Consider the following 17,635-nt stretch of genomic DNA (forward strand, 5'->3'; position numbering starts at 1 on the left):
GCGCATATCACTGCGGGTTGGCACGAGTGCTGGAAAGCAACGATTTCAGGTTGGCAGCCTTGGGCTTGACCAGCCAGAAACGGCGCAAGTAGTCATCGAGGTTTTCGGCGAGTTCACGACCCCACTCGCTGTCGGTTTCCGCGACGTACTCGTTCAGCACGTTTTGCAGGTGGCTGCGGTAGGCTTCCATCGCCTCGCCGCTGATCCGCTGGATTTCCACCAGTTCGTGGTTGACCCGGTCAACGAAGGTGTTGTCCTGGTCGAGCACGTAGGCGAAACCACCGGTCATGCCAGAGCCGAAGTTATAACCGGTCTTGCCCAGCACGCAGACAAAACCACCGGTCATGTACTCGCAGCAGTGATCGCCGGTGCCTTCCACCACAGTGTGGGCCCCGGAGTTACGCACGGCAAAACGCTCGCCCGCGGTGCCGGCGGCGAACAGCTTGCCGCCCGTGGCGCCGTAGAGGCAGGTGTTGCCGATGATGGCACTGTCCTGGGTCTTGTAGACGCTGCCCTTGGGCGGAACGATGACCAGCTTGCCGCCGGTCATGCCCTTGCCCACGTAGTCGTTGGCATCGCCTTCCAGGTACATGTTCAGGCCACCGGCGTTCCAGACGCCGAAGCTCTGGCCTGCGGTGCCCTTGAAACGGAAGGTGATCGGCGCCTTGGCCATGCCCTGGTTGCCGTGCTTGCGCGCGATTTCACCGGAGATCCGCGCACCGATGGAACGGTCGCAGTTGCAGATATCCAGCTCGAACTCGGCACCGCTCAGGTCGTTGATCGCCGCAGCGGCCATGTCGACCATCTTCTCGGCCAGCTCACCCTTGTCGAATGGCGGGTTGCGGTCGACCTGGCAGAACTGTGGCTTGTCCGCCGGGATGAGATCGCTGCCCAGCAACGGGGTCAGGTCCAGGTGATGCTGTTTGGCGGTCTGGCCTTCGATCACTTCCAGCAGATCGGTACGGCCGATCAGCTCTTCAAGCGAGCGCACGCCCAGCTTCGCCAGCCACTCACGGGTCTCTTCAGCCACGTAGGTGAAGAAATTCACCACCATGTCGACGGTGCCGATGTAATGGTCCTTGCGCAGCTTGTCATTCTGGGTCGCCACGCCGGTGGCGCAGTTGTTCAGGTGGCAGATACGCAGGTATTTGCAGCCCAGGGCGATCATCGGCGCGGTGCCGAAGCCGAAGCTCTCGGCGCCGAGGATGGCGGCCTTGATCACGTCCAGGCCGGTTTTCAGGCCACCGTCGGTCTGCACCCGGACCTTGCCGCGCAAATCGTTGCCGCGCAGGGTCTGGTGGGTTTCGGCCAGGCCCAGTTCCCACGGCGCACCGGCGTACTTGATCGAGGTCAGCGGCGATGCACCGGTGCCGCCGTCGTAGCCGGAGATGGTGATCAGGTCGGCATAAGCCTTGGCCACACCGGCGGCGATGGTGCCGACGCCGGCTTCCGCCACCAGTTTCACCGAGACCAGCGCCTTGGGGTTCACCTGCTTGAGGTCGAAGATCAGTTGCGACAAGTCTTCGATCGAGTAGATGTCGTGATGCGGCGGCGGCGAGATCAGGGTCACGCCAGGGACCGCGTAGCGCAGCTTGGCGATCAGGCCGTTGACCTTGCCACCGGGCAGTTGGCCGCCCTCACCGGGCTTGGCGCCCTGGGCCACCTTGATTTGCAGCACTTCAGCATTGACCAGGTATTCCGGCGTCACACCAAAGCGGCCAGTGGCGACCTGCTTGATTTTCGAACTCTTGATGGTGCCGTAGCGCGCCGGGTCTTCACCGCCTTCGCCGGAGTTGGAACGCGCACCGAGGCGGTTCATGGCTTCGGCCAAGGCTTCGTGGGCTTCCGGGGACAGTGCGCCCAGGGAAATACCAGCCGAATCGAAACGCTTGAGCACCGATTCCAGCGGCTCCACTTCACTGATGTCCAGCGGCGTGTCGAGGGTCTTGACCTTGAGCAGGTCGCGGATCATCGATACCGGACGGTTGTCCACCAGCGAGGTGTATTCCTTGAACTTGCTGTAGTCGCCCTGTTGCACGGCCGCTTGCAAGGTGTTGACCACGTCCGGGTTGTAGGCGTGGTATTCACCACCATGGACGAACTTCAACAGGCCGCCCTGCTGGATCGGCTTGCGCGGGCTCCAGGCTTCGGCTGCCAGGGCTTTCTGCTCGGCTTCGATGTCGACGAAACGCGCACCCTTGATGCGGCTCGGCACGCCACGGAAGCTCAGCTCGCAGACTTCTTCCGACAGGCCGATGGCCTCGAACAATTGCGCGCCGCGATACGAGGCGATGGTCGAGATGCCCATCTTCGACAGGATCTTGAGCAGGCCCTTGGTGATGCCCTTGCGGTAGTTCTTGAACACCTCATACAGGTCGCCCAGCACTTCACCGGTACGGATCAGGTCGCCCAGCACTTCGTAGGCCAGGAACGGATACACCGCCGAGGCGCCGAAACCGATCAGCACCGCGAAGTGATGCGGATCGCGGGCGGTGGCGGTTTCCACCAGGATGTTGGAGTCGCAGCGCAGGCCTTTTTCGGTCAGGCGATGGTGCACCGCACCGGTAGCCAGCGAGGCGTGGATCGGCAGCTTGCCCGGCGCGATGTGACGGTCGCTGAGCACGATCTGGGTACGCCCGGCGCGCGCGGCTTCTTCAGCCTGATCGGCAACGTTGCGGATCGCCGCTTCCAGGCCGACGCTTTCGTCGTAGTTCAGGTCGATGACCTGGCGCGCGAAGCCCGGACGGTCGAGGTTGGTCAGCGAGCGCCACTTGGCCGGGGAAATGACCGGCGAGCTGAGGATCACCCGCGAGGCGTGTTCCGGCGACTCCTGGAAAATGTTGCGCTCGGCACCGAGGCAGATTTCCAGGGACATCACGATCGCTTCGCGCAGCGGGTCGATCGGCGGGTTCGTCACCTGGGCGAACTGCTGGCGGAAATAGTCGTACGGCGTGCGCACGCGCTGGGACAGCACGGCCATCGGCGTGTCGTCGCCCATGGAGCCGACCGCTTCGTAGCCCTGCTCGCCGAGTGGACGCAGCACCTGGTCACGCTCTTCGAACGTCACCTGGTACATCTTCATGTACTGCTTGAGCTGATCGACGTCGTAGAAAGCCGAGCCATGGTCGTTGTCTTCCATGGTCGCCTGGATGCGCAGGGCATTCTTGCGCAGCCATTGCTTGTACGGATGACGGGACTTGAGGCGGTTGTCGATCGCATCGGTGTCGAGGATCTGGCCGGTTTCGGTATCCACGGCAAAGATCTGGCCCGGGCCTACGCGGCCCTTGGCGATGACGTCTTCGGGCTGGTAGTTCCAGACACCGATTTCCGAAGCCAGGGTGATGAACCCGTTGGTGGTGGTGACCCAGCGCGCCGGACGCAGACCGTTACGGTCCAGCAGGCACACGGCATAGCGACCGTCGGTCATGACGATACCGGCCGGGCCGTCCCACGGCTCCATGTGCATGGAGTTGTATTCGTAGAAGGCCCGCAGATCCGGGTCCATGGTTTCGACGTTCTGCCACGCCGGCGGCACCAGCATGCGCACGCCGCGGAACAGGTCGATGCCACCGGTCACCATCAGTTCCAGCATGTTGTCCATGCTCGAGGAGTCCGAGCCCACGCGGTTGACCAACGGGCCGAGCTCTTCGAGGTCCGGCATCAGGTCGTTGGCGAACTTGGTGCGCCGGGCCACGGCCCAGTTGCGGTTGCCGGTGATGGTGTTGATCTCGCCGTTGTGGGCGAGGAAGCGGAATGGCTGGGCCAGCGGCCATTTCGGCAGGGTATTGGTGGAGAAGCGCTGGTGGAACACGCAGATTGCGGTTTTCAGGCGCTCGTCGCTCAGGTCCGGATAGAAGGCGGTGAGGTCCGCCGGCATCATCAGGCCTTTGTAGATAATGGTCTTGTGGGAAAAGCTGCAGATGTAGTGATCGGTGTCGGCGGCATTGGCCACGGACGAACGACGACGAGAGCTGAACAGCTTGATCGACATGTCCTGGTCGCTCAGACCGTCACCTGCGATGAACACCTGTTCGATCTGCGGCAGGCGCTCAAGGGCCAGGCGGCCGAGGACGCTGGTGTCGATCGGCACTTTGCGCCAGCCCACCAGTTGCAGGCCGGCGGCCAGGATCTCGCGGTTCATGTTCTCGCGAGCCGCCTCAGCCTTCACCGGGTCCTGGTTGAAGAACACCATGCCCACGGCGTACTGCTTGGGCAGGGTCACGCCAAACGTTTCCTGGGCAACGGCACGCAGGAACTCGTCAGGCTTTTGAATCAGCAAGCCACAACCGTCGCCGGTCTTGCCGTCGGCGTTGATCCCACCGCGGTGGGTCATGCAGGTCAGGGCCTCAATGGCCGTTTGCAAAAGGGTATGGCTGGGCTCGCCCTGCATATGAGCTATCAGGCCGAAACCGCAGTTATCCTTGAATTCATCTGGTTGGTACAGACCTGCTTTCATAGACACTTTCTCACCAGGCTGCCTCTAATCGAGGCAAATTTCTTTTCAATTCAACCAGTTGCATGCCGCGCCGAACGTACGCCAGCTTTGCGGGGGCCAAAGGGAGGTCATTGTACACACCGACACAGAGGCTCACAAATTTGACGACGAACTGTCGCAAATCCATGTCGCATTTGTGAAAGGTTTAAAGCTATATGCTGTGCTAGTCAAAACTTTTTTGGGTTCGACCGCTACGACTCAAACACTACTGTGACGCAGACACCACAAGGCGCGCGGCCTGAAAGGTCGCCCGCCCTTGCGGAATTTTGAGGTTGCCGGGAGAGGCGGCCTGGGTAAGGCCGCCGAATCTTCAGCGAGTTGCAGCCAGTTCCTGTTGGACGCTGGCGACAGTGCGAGGCCAAGGTTTACCAGCCTGAACCTTCGCTGGCAAGGCCTTGATAGCGGAAACGGCTGCATCACGACTGGCAAAGCTGCCGTAGGTGATGACATACAGTGGCTTGCCGTTGAGCACTTTCTTGAAATAGCGGTACTCGCCGCCCTGCTCCTTGACGAAGTTCTGCGCCGTGGCTTCAGAGCTGGTGCCGAGGATCTGCACCACGTAGTTACCCGGTGCCTGGCCGGCGTACCAGCTACCGCCCGCGGCCTTGGCCGGAGCAGCAGGCTTGGCGGCCGGTGCTGGCGCGGCAGGCTTGGTCGCGGGCGCTGGAGCCGGGGCAGGCTTGGCGGTGGCTATCTGGGTCGGTGCCGGAGTCGGCTTGGCCGCCGGAGCAGGCGTTGGCGTCGGCGCAGGACCGGCCGGCACGCCCGCCGGTGGTGAGGTGGTGGTCACGGTCGGCGGCACGTCGCTGCTGTCGTCGATCGGTGGCGCCGCGCCGTCGTCGCCTTCGGTGATGCCACCGGCCGCTTCGGCCAGCGGGCCGCGCATGACCGGCTGCGACTGGCCGACCAACGGCAGCGGCATCGGCTGGGTGTTGCCGGCGAATTCCACTGCCGGAGCACCACCGTTGGGTTGCGGCGTACCCTGACCGAGGGGCAGTTGCGCCTGCTCGTTGGCAGGAGTGCCCGTGGTCGGCGCCTTGTTGCGACCCGGCATTAGCCAGGCGGCGGCAACCGCGACCACGACGACAGCGGAAATTGCCAATACGTGTTTCTTCGGCATGTTGAACCCCATACTTGGACGCTTCACCGCTGAGCGGCTGGCAATCATGACTTCGATCAGAGCATCGCGGGCGACCTGGTTGATGTTGCCAGGCCAACCACCTGCGCTTTCGTGAATCTCAGAGATCTGATCGGCGGTAAAAAGTTCGATACCCCGGCCCGCCCCCTCAAGACGCTGGGCCAGGTATTCACGCGTCTCTTCCTCGGTGTAGGGCGCCAGCTCGATAACGTGGAAGCGCTCTTCCTCAAGACTCAGTTGATCCAGATCAGCGATCAGCGACGACTCGCCGAACAGGAACACATGGGGACGACCTTCCGGCGCACCGGCAGCCAGGGCCAGCAGGGCTTCCAGGGCCGACTCGTCGAGCTGCTCGGCGTCGTCCACCAGCAGATAGACTTCCTGCCCGGTCAGCGCCAACTGCACGATCTGATCGAGAATCGCCCCGATTTCGGCCTGGGCGACATTCAGCGCCTGGGCCACCTGGCGCAACACACCGGCGGCATCGCCGGCGCCGCGGGCGGAGACCACCACGCTTTGCACCGACTGCTTGTTGGTACTGGCCACCAGGGCCTGGCGCAGCAAGGTCTTGCCGCTGCCCTGGGGACCTGTGACCACCAACAGCAACTGGCTGTAGCGTGCCAGGTGATGCAACTGGCCCAGCACCGGTTTGCGCTGGGCGGGAAAGAACTTGAAGCCCGGGACCCGTGGAGCGAAAGGGTCATGACTCAATTGGAAATGGCCGAGGAAAGCCTCGTCGGCATGCAAACTAGTCATCGGAATCTTATTAACCTTTAAGCTGAGCCAGGGCGCGGTAGTCCGCTCCCAGCGTGGCCTGTAGAACTGCTTTCGGATAATCGTCGGTCACCACCGCTTCGCCCATGTGGCGCAGCAGCACCAGACGCAGACGACCGTCGATCACTTTTTTGTCGATTGCCATGTGTTCAAGGAAATCCGCCTCAGTCATTTCCTCGGGCGGAACCACCGGCAGCCCGGCGCGCTGGAACAGACGAATGCCGCGATCGCGCTCCTGCTCGCTGATCCAGCCCAGGCGCGCAGACATCTCCAGGGCCATGACCGTGCCGGCCGCAACCGCCTCGCCATGCAGCCAGACACCATAGCCCATATGGGTTTCGATGGCATGGCCAAAGGTGTGGCCCAGGTTGAGCGTGGCCCGCACTCCCGACTCCCGCTCATCGGCACCGACCACGGCGGCCTTGGCGGCGCAGGAACGTTCAATGGCGTAGGTCAGGGCCGCCTGATCCAGTGCACGTAGACGGTCGACATTCTCTTCGAGCCAGCCCAGGAACGGCTCGTCGCAGATCAGCCCGTATTTGATGACCTCCGCCAGCCCCGCAGACAGTTCACGGGCAGGCAAGGTGTTGAGGGTAGCGGTATCGATCAGCACCACGTTGGGCTGATAGAAAGCCCCCACCATGTTCTTGCCCAGCGGATGGTTGATCCCGGTCTTGCCGCCCACTGACGAATCGACCTGGGACAGCAGCGTGGTGGGGATCTGGATGAAATCGACGCCACGCTGATAGCAGGCGGCGGCAAAACCGGCCATGTCGCCGATCACGCCGCCACCGAGGGCAATCACCGTGGTGCGCCGATCGTGCCGCGCACTCAGCAGGCCGTCGAAAATAAGCTGCAAGGTTTCCCAATTCTTGAAGGCTTCACCGTCGGGCAACACCACGGAAATGACCGAGAAGGCCGACAGGCTGCGGGTCAGACGTTCCAGATACAGGGGCGCGACGGTTTCATTGGAAATGATCGCCACTTGCCGCCCGGCGATATGCGGCGCCAGCAGTTCGGGCTGGTCCAGCAAGCCTTCGCCAATATGAATCGGGTAGCTGCGCTCGCCCAGGTCGACCTTAAGTGTCTGCATGTGTCCCCACAGTGAAGATGGAATCAGGCGTCCTGCCTGCAATTAACGAAAGTCCACGGTGCTTGTTCTGACGCCAGTTAATGGCCATCCGCCACGCCCCAGCCGGGCCACGACGGGACGTCGAGGATAGCGCATTTCGCCAAGCGCATTAACGGGGAGGCAGTTGCTGAAGACGATCAAGGATGTCGAGCACCACCATCCGCGGCGGCCGCTCGTCGGTTTCCACCACCAGGTCGGCGATCTCCCGATACAACGGGTCACGCAGCTCCAGCAGATCCCGCAGGGTTTTGGCCGGGTCGGCGGTACGCAACAGCGGACGGTTGCGATCCCGGGCCGTGCGGCCGACCTGTTGTTCGACGGAGGCATGCAGGTAGACCACTCGTCCGCCGGCATGCAGCGCCCGACGATTGGCTTCGCGCATGACCGCGCCGCCGCCGGTGGCCAGCACCACGCCATCGAACGCGCACAGCTCGGCGATCATCGCCTGCTCACGGTCACGAAAGCCCGGTTCGCCTTCCTTGTCGAAAATCCATGGGATATTAGCGCCCGTGCGCAATTCAATTTCCTTGTCGGAATCTTTGAATGGCAGGCGCAGCTCTTTGGCCAGCAAACGGCCGATGGTGCTTTTTCCAGCGCCCATCGGCCCTACAAGAATCAAATTTCGCACAGAATCAACGACTCACAGCAATCGCCTGGTTGTTCATGATACGCGGAGTGAGGAACACCAGCAGCTCGGATTTTTTCTCCGAGACTACATCACGCCGGAAAAGGCGGCCAAGATACGGCACATCGCCAAGAAATGGCACCTTATCTACAACCTTGCTCTGAGTATTTGAGAAAACCCCGCCAATCACAATGGTCTCGCCGTCATTGACCAAGACCTTGGCGTTGACCTCGTTTTTCTTGATTGGCGGCACATCCTGCACCTTGTTCAAGTAGTCCGGTTCATCCTTGGTGACTTTGACCTCCATGATGATGCGGTTGTCCGGGGTGATCTGCGGAGTCACCTCCAGCGACAGCGAAGCCTCCTTGAACGACACCGACGTGGCACCGCTGGAACTGGCTTCCTGATAAGGGATTTCCGTGCCCTTGAGGATTTTTGCCGTCTCCTTGTCGGAGGTCACCACCTTGGGCTGGGAGACGATTTCGCCGTTGCCGGTCTTTTCCATGGCCGTCAGTTCAAGGTCCAGCAAGACGTTGTCGGTAATGAACGCAATGCCGATGCCCGAGGTATTGCCCGAGGCCCCCATGTCGACGAACGGCTGGTTGGTGCTGGTGCTGCCTGGCGTGCCAATGGTGGTGGAATCGCCGGTGGTCACCCCTGAGGTGTTCCAGTTGCCCTTGTTCTGAATCGACCCACCCCAGCGCACACCCAGGCTTTTGTCGTAGTCGACGTTGGCCTCGACAATCCGCGCCTCGATCATCACCTGGCGCACCGGAATATCCAGTTGCGCCACGATCCTGCGCAGTTCGTCGAGCCGGTCCTGGGTCTGGTAGGCAATGATGTTGTTGGTGCGCTCATCGACCGTGATCGTGCCGCGCTCGTCGGCTTTCGCCTCGGCACTGGTCACCGACTGGAACAGCTTGGCGATGTCCGCCGCCTTGGCGTAGTTGACCTGCAACAGCTCACGCCGCAGTGGTGCCAGGTCGGCAATCTGCTTCTGCGACTCCAGCTCCTGGCGCTCGCGAGCGGCAATTTCATCGGCCGGAGCCACCAGCAGCACGTTGCCGACCTTGCGCTTGTCCAGACCCTTGGTCTTGAGCACCAGATCCAGCGCCTGGTCCCAAGGCACGTTCTGCAAGCGCAGGGTGATGCCGCCCTGCACCGTGTCGCTGGCCACCAGGTTCAGGTTGGTGAAATCGGCGATCAATTGCAGCACCGAGCGCACCTCGATGTCCTGGAAGTTGAGCGAGAGCTTCTCGCCACTGTAGGCCGCGCGGTCGGCGTTGCGTTTTTGCAGGTCGTCGACGGTCATGGGACGGACGCTGACGGTGAGCTTGTTGTCGGTCTGGTAGGTCGAGTAGTCGAAGGTGCCGCTGGGTTCGATGCTGATGGTCGCCCGGTCGCTGCCGGCGCTGGCATTGACGAACTGCACCGGGGTGGCGAAGTCCTTGACGTCCAGGCGCACCCGCAATGGCTCGGGCAACTGGGTCCTGGCGAAATTGAGGATGATCTTGCCTTCGCGCTCCTGGATGTCCGGGGCGATGGACGGATCAGACAGATCAATTACCACGTTGCCTTCGCCCTGGGTCCCACGCTGGAAGTCAACCCCACGGATCGCCTTGCCCACTGGCGCACTGGCCCTCGCGGGCGCCGCGCTGGCAACCGCCGTGCGCGGGGCCTGGACGGTGTTCTTCGCAGCAGCGCTCTTCGCAGAGCCCCCCTTGCCGACCACCACGAACAGATGGTTACCTTCGACCCGGGTATCGTACGGCGCCAGTTGGGTAAGGCCGATGATCAACCGGGTGCGATCCCCGGCCTCGACCACGGTGGCGCTGCGTGCATTGCCCCCGCCCAGGTCGTGGTTCTTGCTGGCCAGTTGATTGGTCACCCCGGGCAGGTCCAGGGCAATCCGGGCCGGTTGTTCGGTGGTGTAGCCCCGAGGAGTCGGCGGCGGACCATCGAAGGTAAGCTTCAACTCGACACGGTCTCCCGGCAACGCCGCCACATCCAGCGTCTTCAGACTGGCCCCATGAACCATCGGCGACAACAGCGCTATCCATAGCGAAATACCGAGGGCTGAAAAAATCCTGTTCATTGTTCGAGTTCCACTATGAATGCTCTTTCAAAGGAATGGTCCGTGGTCGCTCCAGCCAGGCACCCTCGCCATCGGGAACGATTTCGACCACATCGACCTGAGTGGCACTGATGGCGACGATCCGCCCGTCGTTGCGACCCAGATAGTCGCCGACCTTGAGCCGATGCACCCCGCCCGCGCCACGCAGGAGCGCGAAGGAGCCACTGACGTTGGAGATCGTACCGACCATTTCGAACTGCTCGATGTTGAAGCCCTCCAGGTACTGCTTGACCCGGTTGGGGTCGGGCCGGACATTGCGCGAGCCCCGCTGCCGGTCGGCCTGGTCCACGCGAACCTGCCGGGAAAACGGACTGCGCAGGTTCGCGGCGCTGTAGGTAAAGGTTTCGTAGGGCCTGAACGTGGGTGTCGGCTCGATCTTGCCAGGCGGGCGCAGGCGCACTTCGTTCATATAGGCGTCCAGGTCGCTGAAACCATTGTCGTTGTTGCAGCCCGCCAGCGCGACCAGGCCTGCCAGCAGGCAGATGCGACACACCGGCCTCATGGTTGCGCCTCCTGCTCGTTGTACCGGTAGGTCTTGGCCTGGATACTCATGCGCAGCTTCGTGCCCGCCTCGGGCTCCATCGGAGCGATTTCGAAATCGTGCAGCGTGACGATTCGGGGCAACCCGGCCACTCCACTGACGAACGTCGCCAGGTCGTGGTAGCCGCCGGTCACGGTGATCTGGATCGGCAACTCGATGTAGAACGGCTGGGTGACCTCCGGCAGCAGCTTGATTTCCTCGAACTCCAGGCCGCTGCCCAGGCCGGTGCGAGTGATGTCCTCCAGCAGGCCCGGCACTTCGGTATCGCTGGGCAATTGCCGCAACAGCACACCAAAAGACGTTTCCATCTGCTTCATCTGCTCGGTGTAGCGCTCCAGGTTCGCGGCCATGTGGGCCTTGCCCGCGAATTGCGCCTTGAGGGTGTTTTCTTCCTCGCGCACCTGCTGCAACTGGTTTTCCAGGTCACTCAAGGCAAAGTTATAGCCCAGCCCCAGCACCAGGACCACCAACAGGACGCCGGCCAGCCATTTGATGGGCGCCGGCCAGGAACCGATGTTGTTGGTGTCCAGGTCACTGAGGTCGATCTTGCGCAGCGCGTCGAACCACTCCCCTGGTTTCATTGGGCGTCCTCCGCATCGGCCGGGCGGGTCTGGCGCACCGTCAGTTGGAAAACGTTGGCCTGGTCGAGTTGCCCGGCGGTGGTGGCCTTGACCTCCGTCAGGTTGGGCGTGTCGAACAGGTCCGACGAGTCCAGGTTGCGCATCAGGTCCGAGACCCGGTTGTTCGATTCAGCGGCCCCCTTGATCGAGAGCGTGTGGTCTTCCATCTTCACTTCGGTGAAATAAACACCTTCCGGCAAGGTCCTCGCCAACTGGTCGAAAATGCGCCCGCTGACCGGCCGGTTCCCCTGCAAGTCCTGAATGATGCGCATACGCTCCAGCAATTGCTGGCGACGAGCCTTCAATTCGCTGATCTGCTTGATGCGCTCGTCCAGCACGGCGATCTGCTCCGAGAGATGGTTATTGCGAGCGACCTGGTGGTCGATGGCGCCGTCGATGTATCGGACCGCAACCAGGACCACGCCGACCGCACCGACCAGCGCGCCCACCAAGGCCAGCAAAAAGCGTTTGCGCCGTTCTTCGCGCAGTTCTTCGCGCCAGGGTAGCAGGTTGATCCGCGCCATCAGTCGAAGCTCCTGAGGGCCAGCCCGCAGGCAATCATCAGCGCCGGTGCATCACTGGCCAGCGCCCCGGCATTGACCTTGCTGCCCAGGGCCATGTTGGTAAACGGGTTGGCCACCTGGGTCGGGGTACCCAGGCGTTGTTCGATCAGCCGATCCAGGCCGGCGACCGAAGCCGTGCCCCCGGCCAGCAGGATGTGGTCAACCGCACTGTACTGGCCCGAGGCGAAGAAGAACTGCAGGGATCGCGAGACCTGCTGTACCAGAGCCTCGCGAAAGGGTTGCAACACTTCGCTCAGGTAATCGTCCGGCAGCCCTCCCTGCTTCTTTGCCAAGCCGGCCTGCTCGGGCGTCAAGCCATAGCGGCGCTGAATTTCCTCGGTCAGTTGGCGGCCGCCGAACAATTGTTCGCGGGTATAGATGATGCGCCCGTTGTGCAGCACGCTGAGGGTGGTCATGGTGGCGCCGATGTCGATAACCGCCACAGTCAGCCGTTCCTGGGAGGCGGCCAGTTGCGTGGCGAGCAAGCCGAAAGCACGCTCCAGCGCATAAGCCTCCACGTCGACCACCCGGGCCGTCAGCCCGGCGAGCGCCAACGCGGCCTCGCGGACCTCGACGTTTTCCTTGCGGCAGGCCGCCAGCAGCACTTCGACGCGCTCGGCACTGCGCGGCGAAACGCCCACCACTTCGAAATCGATGGCCACCTCATCCAGCGGATAGGGAATGTATTGATCGGCCTCGATCTTGAGCTGGTTTTCCATGTCATCGTCGGACAACCCGGCGTCCATCTCGATGGTCTTGGTAATCACCGCCGACCCCGCAACGGCCACCGCCACGCTACGCACGGGCGTCTTGGCCTTGGCCAACAGTCGTGACAATGCCTGGCCCACCCCTTCGAGATCGGCGATGTTCTTCTCGACCACGGCGTTGGCCGGCAACGGTTCGACCGCGTAGGACTCGACGCGATATCGCTCGCCCTGGCGGCTCAACTCGAGCAGCTTCACCGACGTGGAGCTGATGTCGATCCCCAGAAGCGTATGGGCTTTTTTATTGAAGAGTCGTAGCACTACCAATTCCCTATGACTATCCGTGAGTTACGGACTCTCTAATATGCATTGCGTTCAATCACTCCGGTCCGACGGACGTCCGGATGGCATTCGCGACGAAAAAAAATGCTTATAATGCCCAGCGTTTTTTTCGCTTTGTTGCAAGCACGGGTCCATCCCTGCACCTGGCGCCTTTTTCATTCTTTGCCTGGATATCCAAAAGCCTTGATTCGTCTGCTGAAATTTTTCGGATGGTCCATCGTCGCCGTTTTCTGCGGACTGCTCTTGGGCCTGAGCGGCGCCTTCCTTTACCTTAGTCCGGGATTGCCGTCCGTGGAGGCGCTGAGAAGTATTCAGTTGCAGATTCCTCTGCGGGTGTACAGCAGCGATAACAAGCTGATCGCCGAATTTGGCGAAATGCGCCGCACACCGATCCGTTTCGCCGACATTCCCCCCAATTTCATCAATGCGTTACTAAGTGCTGAAGACGATAACTTCGCCAACCACTATGGCGTCGATCCCGGCAGCCTGATGCGCGCCGCCAGCCAGTTGGTCAAGAGCGGGCACATCCAGTCCGGCGGTAGCACCATCACCATGCAGGTGGCCAAGAACTTCTTCCTGACCAGCGAGCGCAGCTTCTCGCGCAAGACCACCGAGATCCTCCTGGCCCTGCAAATCGAGCGACAGCTGACCAAGGATGAAATCCTCGAGCTGTACGTGAACAAGATTTACCTGGGCAACCGCGCCTACGGCATCGAGGCGGCCGCACAGGTGTACTACGGCAAGTCGATCCGCGATGTGAGCCTGGCGCAGATGGCGATGATCGCCGGCCTGCCCAAGGCACCGTCACGCTTCAACCCGCTGGCCAACCCGGCGCGCAGCAAGGAGCGTCGCGACTGGATCCTGGGGCGCATGTACAAGCTCGGCAAGATCAGCGAGGCCGACTACACCGCAGCGATCAATGAACCGCTGAACGCCAGCTATCACGTACCGACCCCGGAAGTGAACGCCCCGTATATCGCCGAGATGGCCCGTGCCGAGATGGTCGGGCGCTATGGCAGCGACGCTTATACCGAAGGTTTCCGCGTGACCACCACGGTACCGAGCAACTTGCAGGAAATGGCCAACACCGCCCTGCACGAGGGCCTGATGACCTACGACCAGCGCCACGGCTACCGCGGCCCTGAATCGCGCCTGCCGGGCAAGACCAAGGAAGCCTGGGCCCTGGAGTTGACCAAGCAACGCACCATCAGCAGCCTGGAGCCGGCGATCGTCACCTCGGTGGACAAGGACGGCATCAAGGTGCTGACCCGCAACGGCGAGCTGGAAGAGCATGTGGCCTGGGACACCATGAAATGGGCCCGTCCGTTCCTCAATACCAACAGCATGGGCGCCAACCCACGACAGCCATCCGACGTGGCCCAGGTCGGCGACCTGATCCGCGTCCAGCGCCAGGCGGACAACACCCTCAAGTTCAGCCAGATCCCGGCCGCCCAGGGCGCGCTGGTGTCCCTCGACCCGCAGGACGGTGCCATCCGTTCGCTGGTGGGTGGTTTCGCCTTCGAGCAGAGCAACTACAACCGGGCGTTGCAGGCCAAGCGCCAGCCGGGCTCGAGCTTCAAGCCGTTCGTCTACAGCGCCGCCCTGGATAACGGCTACACCGCCGCCAGCCTGGTGAACGATGCGCCGATCGTGTTCGTCGATGAGTACCTGGACAAGGTCTGGCGGCCGAAGAACGATACCAATACATTCCTCGGCCCGATTCGCCTGCGTGAGGCGCTGTACAAATCCCGCAACCTGGTATCGATCCGCCTGTTGCAGGCACTGGGCGTGGACCGCACCATCGACTACATCAGCAAGTTCGGCTTCAACAAGCAGGACTTGCCGCGCAACCTGTCCCTGGCCCTGGGCACCGCGACCCTGACGCCGATGGAAATCGCCACGGGCTGGAGTACGTTCGCCAACGGCGGGTACAAGATCACCCCGTACATCATCGACAAGATCGAAAGCCGCAACGGCGAGACGCTGTTCGTTGCCAACCCGCCACGCGTGCCCACGGGCGAGCAGGCCAGCGATGGCCTCGCCGCGCCGTCCACCGAGACGTTCACGGTCAATGCGACGCCGGGCGAAGCCACGACGGCCCCAGGCCTGCCGCAAGCGCCCGCCGTCGCGGAGCGCATTATCGATGGCCGCACCACCTATATCCTCAACAGCATGCTCCAGGACGTGATCAAGCTCGGCACCGGTCGCCGCGCACTGGCCCTGGGCCGCACCGACCTGGCGGGCAAGACCGGTACCACCAACGAATCCAAGGACGCCTGGTTCTCCGGCTACAACGCCAATTACGTGACCACCGTCTGGACCGGTTTCGACCAGCCCGAAAGCCTGGGCCGCCGTGAGTTCGGTGGCACCGTGGCGCTGCCGATCTGGATGAGCTACATGGGTGCCGCCCTCAAGGACAAACCGCCTCACACCCAGCCGGAACCGGAAGGCATCCTCAGCCTGCGGGTCGACCCGGTCAGTGGTCGCGCAGCCACGCCAGGTACCCCGGGCGCGTACTTCGAACTGTTCAAGAGCGAAGACACGCCACCGTCGGTCAACGAGCTGGGCAACGGCGCTGCGCCGGGCAGCCCGCTGCCGGCGGACGAGGCGGCGCCGATCGATCTGTTCTGACCGCCCCCCCCAAAGCCCCGCCTTCGGAAGAAGTGCGGGGCTTTTTTTTGCAGGCTATCTCGTGGCGAGGGGATTTATCCCCGCAGGGCTGCGCAGCAGCCCAAAAACCAGGCAGCACGGAACAACAGATGAACCGGCGCCAGCCGGATTACGACTGCTGTGCAGCCGAGCGGGGATTTATCCCCTCGCCACGGGTTCTGACTTCTGGAAAGATTTCTAACCACCCACAACCCCACAGGATCGAGTAGGAGACGGATTTACATCCGCCGTCCTCTCACACCACCGTACATACGGTTCCGTATACGGCGGTTCAGGCTATGCGGTTAAGCCAGTTTATCGTATCCAGTATCGAGACCAGTCCGAGTCGATTCCACAGCTTCTTCGGTAGCGCCTGATTCACATGTGGCGCTCCGGAGTTCCACCACGGGCCTCGGCCATTGAACGCTGATTTACAGGCGCGTCCTTCGTCGAGCCCCAGGCGCATCAGGTTGCGCGCCCTCGTAGAGGGCTGCTTCCATTGCCGCCAGATGACACAACGAAGTTTGCGTCTCACCCAACCATCCAACTCCTCAAGTGGTCGTTTGCTCTGACTGAGCTTGAAGTAGCCAGCCCAACCTCGCACTACGGGTTTATCCGCTCGATGACGTTCGCCATCTTGTGACCCCGTACTCCGCGCAGCAGCTCTCTGAGTCGGTCGCGCAAGCGACCCAGACTCATCGTTGCCACTTTCAGCTTCGGCTGTTTGTGCCAGCTCATCCCATAGCCCAAGTAATCACAGGTCCAAGGCCGTGCCACACGGCTCTTTTCCCGGTTCACCGTCAGTTTAAGACGCTGATTCAGGAAACGCTCAACACTGGTCATGACCCGTTCGCCTGCACGATGACTGCGTACATAAATGTTCGCATCGTCTGCATAGCGCACGAAGCGATGGCCCCGCCGTTCCAGCTCGCGGTCGAGTTCATTAAGCAGGATGTTCGACAGCAACGGCGAGAGCGGGCCGCCTTGCGGAGTCCCTTCCTGCCGTCGGCTGGCGATGCCACCCGACATGATCCCGGCTTCGAGGTAACGGCGGATTAGCCTGAGCACTCGCTTGTCTTCGACTTGGCGCTCTATATGGGCCATCAGAACGTCGTGGTTAACACGATCAAAGAACTTCTCAAGATCAAGTTCCACGCACCAACGCTGACCCGCCGCCACGTGGGCACGGGCTGTTTCGATGGCTTGATGAGCGCTTCTGCCCGGACGAAAACCGTAGCTGTAGTCCGAAAACAGGGGGTCGAAAATCGGCGTGAGCTGTTGCAGCAAGGCTTGTTGGATCAGACGATCCACGACGTTGGGAATACTCAACTGCCGAGTTCCACCTTTGGGTTTGGGGATGTCAACGGCGCGCACACCTTGCGGCTGGTACTCACCGGCCAGCAGTCGGGCTTTGAGGATCGGCCAATACTGTTTCACGTAGCCTGCCAATTCGGCGACCGTCATGCCATCGGCACCCGGCGCGCCCTTGTTACTGACCACGCGTTGATACGCACGTCTGAGGTTGGCGGGTGCGAGCACCCGTTCCATCAGCGTGTCCAGCTCCGCGTTCGTCCACACCACAGACGCCGCCGATGTCTGCGCACTGCCAGCCACAAACCCCGGATTCCGTCCGGGACTTGGGGTTACAGCCCTCTTGTGGAGAGATTTCTGCTTTTTCGACATTCGACGAGACTCTGACGCCTACTGGCGGCATAACCTGTTCGGCCCTTGGTGACTGGGTTACTCGTCACTTACTACGGCCTCGGCTGACTTCTGCACGCTCATCCCGTCGCCTCTCGACGCCCGGTAGCACAGTGGCAAACGTGCAGATCTCCCAGGGTAATTCGCGCGACCTTCCTGCTTATGCCTGTCGGATCTACGTCACAGCGTTCCGTGCAAGTATTGGGCTTTGAAGATA

At 61.9% G+C, this 17,635-nt stretch carries 10 protein-coding genes and 1 pseudogene; 1 reads left to right on the forward strand and 10 read right to left on the reverse strand.

All coding sequences use genetic code 11. The features are described from left to right. Positions 1-7: 7 nt before the first annotated feature. From gltB to GN234_RS16070, 9 genes are all read right to left on the reverse strand, one after another. Positions 8-4,456, reverse strand: a complete 4,449-nt coding sequence (gene gltB, locus GN234_RS16030; RefSeq protein ID WP_109752044.1) for a glutamate synthase large subunit — start codon at positions 4,454-4,456, stop codon at positions 8-10. 349 nt (positions 4,457-4,805) lie between these two features. Further along, on the reverse strand, positions 4,806-6,389 hold the full coding sequence (locus GN234_RS16035; protein WP_176688758.1) for an AAA family ATPase: 1,584 nt from the start codon (positions 6,387-6,389) through the stop codon (positions 4,806-4,808). Positions 6,390-6,399: 10 nt separating this feature from the next. Beyond that, positions 6,400-7,500, reverse strand: a complete 1,101-nt coding sequence (aroB, locus tag GN234_RS16040; protein ID WP_109752042.1) for a 3-dehydroquinate synthase — start codon at positions 7,498-7,500, stop codon at positions 6,400-6,402. Between the two features lie 148 nt (positions 7,501-7,648). Next, positions 7,649-8,167, reverse strand: a complete 519-nt coding sequence (gene aroK, locus GN234_RS16045; RefSeq protein ID WP_003196983.1) for a shikimate kinase AroK — start codon at positions 8,165-8,167, stop codon at positions 7,649-7,651. 4 nt (positions 8,168-8,171) lie between these two features. Continuing rightward, positions 8,172-10,259 (reverse strand): type IV pilus secretin PilQ, encoded by a 2,088-nt coding sequence (gene pilQ, locus GN234_RS16050; protein ID WP_116833986.1) that lies wholly within the window; start codon positions 10,257-10,259, stop codon positions 8,172-8,174. 13 nt (positions 10,260-10,272) lie between these two features. After that, the gene (locus GN234_RS16055) at positions 10,273-10,800 is read right to left on the reverse strand and encodes a pilus assembly protein PilP (protein WP_109752040.1); all 528 of its coding nucleotides are present in this window, start codon (positions 10,798-10,800) and stop codon (positions 10,273-10,275) included. Further along, entirely contained in the window at positions 10,797-11,420 is a 624-nt protein-coding gene (pilO, locus tag GN234_RS16060) for a type 4a pilus biogenesis protein PilO (RefSeq protein WP_109752039.1), read from the reverse strand. The genes GN234_RS16055 and pilO overlap by 4 nt, the downstream gene beginning before the upstream one ends. Further along, the gene (locus GN234_RS16065) at positions 11,417-11,983 is read right to left on the reverse strand and encodes a PilN domain-containing protein (protein ID WP_109752038.1); all 567 of its coding nucleotides are present in this window, start codon (positions 11,981-11,983) and stop codon (positions 11,417-11,419) included. The genes pilO and GN234_RS16065 overlap by 4 nt, the downstream gene beginning before the upstream one ends. Next, entirely contained in the window at positions 11,983-13,047 is a 1,065-nt protein-coding gene (locus GN234_RS16070; RefSeq protein WP_109752037.1) for a pilus assembly protein PilM, read from the reverse strand. Before GN234_RS16070 ends, GN234_RS16065 begins: the two co-directional genes overlap by 1 nt. A gap of 207 nt (positions 13,048-13,254) precedes the next feature. Between GN234_RS16070 and GN234_RS16075 the strand changes: the two genes are divergently transcribed. Then, positions 13,255-15,699, forward strand: coding sequence for a penicillin-binding protein 1A (locus tag GN234_RS16075; protein ID WP_176689597.1), 2,445 nt, complete (start codon positions 13,255-13,257; stop codon positions 15,697-15,699). Positions 15,700-16,009: 310 nt separating this feature from the next. On the opposite strand, the pseudogene ltrA reads toward GN234_RS16075, so the two are convergent. Next, positions 16,010-17,431, reverse strand: a pseudogene (gene ltrA / locus GN234_RS16080) (group II intron reverse transcriptase/maturase). Between the last annotated feature and the right edge of the window lie 204 nt (positions 17,432-17,635).

Source organism: Pseudomonas bijieensis (assembly GCF_013347965.1).
Classification (GTDB): domain Bacteria; phylum Pseudomonadota; class Gammaproteobacteria; order Pseudomonadales; family Pseudomonadaceae; genus Aquipseudomonas; species Aquipseudomonas bijieensis.

What these genes read in the sequence shown, in the direction of transcription:
- GN234_RS16035 (WP_176688758.1), bottom strand. Translation starts at nt 6,389, where the DNA reads ATGACTAGTTTGCATGCCGACGAGGCTTTCCTCGGCCATTTCCAATTG.
- pilQ (WP_116833986.1), bottom strand. Translation starts at nt 10,259, where the DNA reads ATGAACAGGATTTTTTCAGCCCTCGGTATTTCGCTATGGATAGCGCTG.
- gltB (WP_109752044.1), bottom strand. Translation starts at nt 4,456, where the DNA reads ATGAAAGCAGGTCTGTACCAACCAGATGAATTCAAGGATAACTGCGGT.
- aroB (WP_109752042.1), bottom strand. Translation starts at nt 7,500, where the DNA reads ATGCAGACACTTAAGGTCGACCTGGGCGAGCGCAGCTACCCGATTCAT.
- GN234_RS16055 (WP_109752040.1), bottom strand. Translation starts at nt 10,800, where the DNA reads ATGAGGCCGGTGTGTCGCATCTGCCTGCTGGCAGGCCTGGTCGCGCTG.
- pilO (WP_109752039.1), bottom strand. Translation starts at nt 11,420, where the DNA reads ATGAAACCAGGGGAGTGGTTCGACGCGCTGCGCAAGATCGACCTCAGT.
- GN234_RS16065 (WP_109752038.1), bottom strand. Translation starts at nt 11,983, where the DNA reads ATGGCGCGGATCAACCTGCTACCCTGGCGCGAAGAACTGCGCGAAGAA.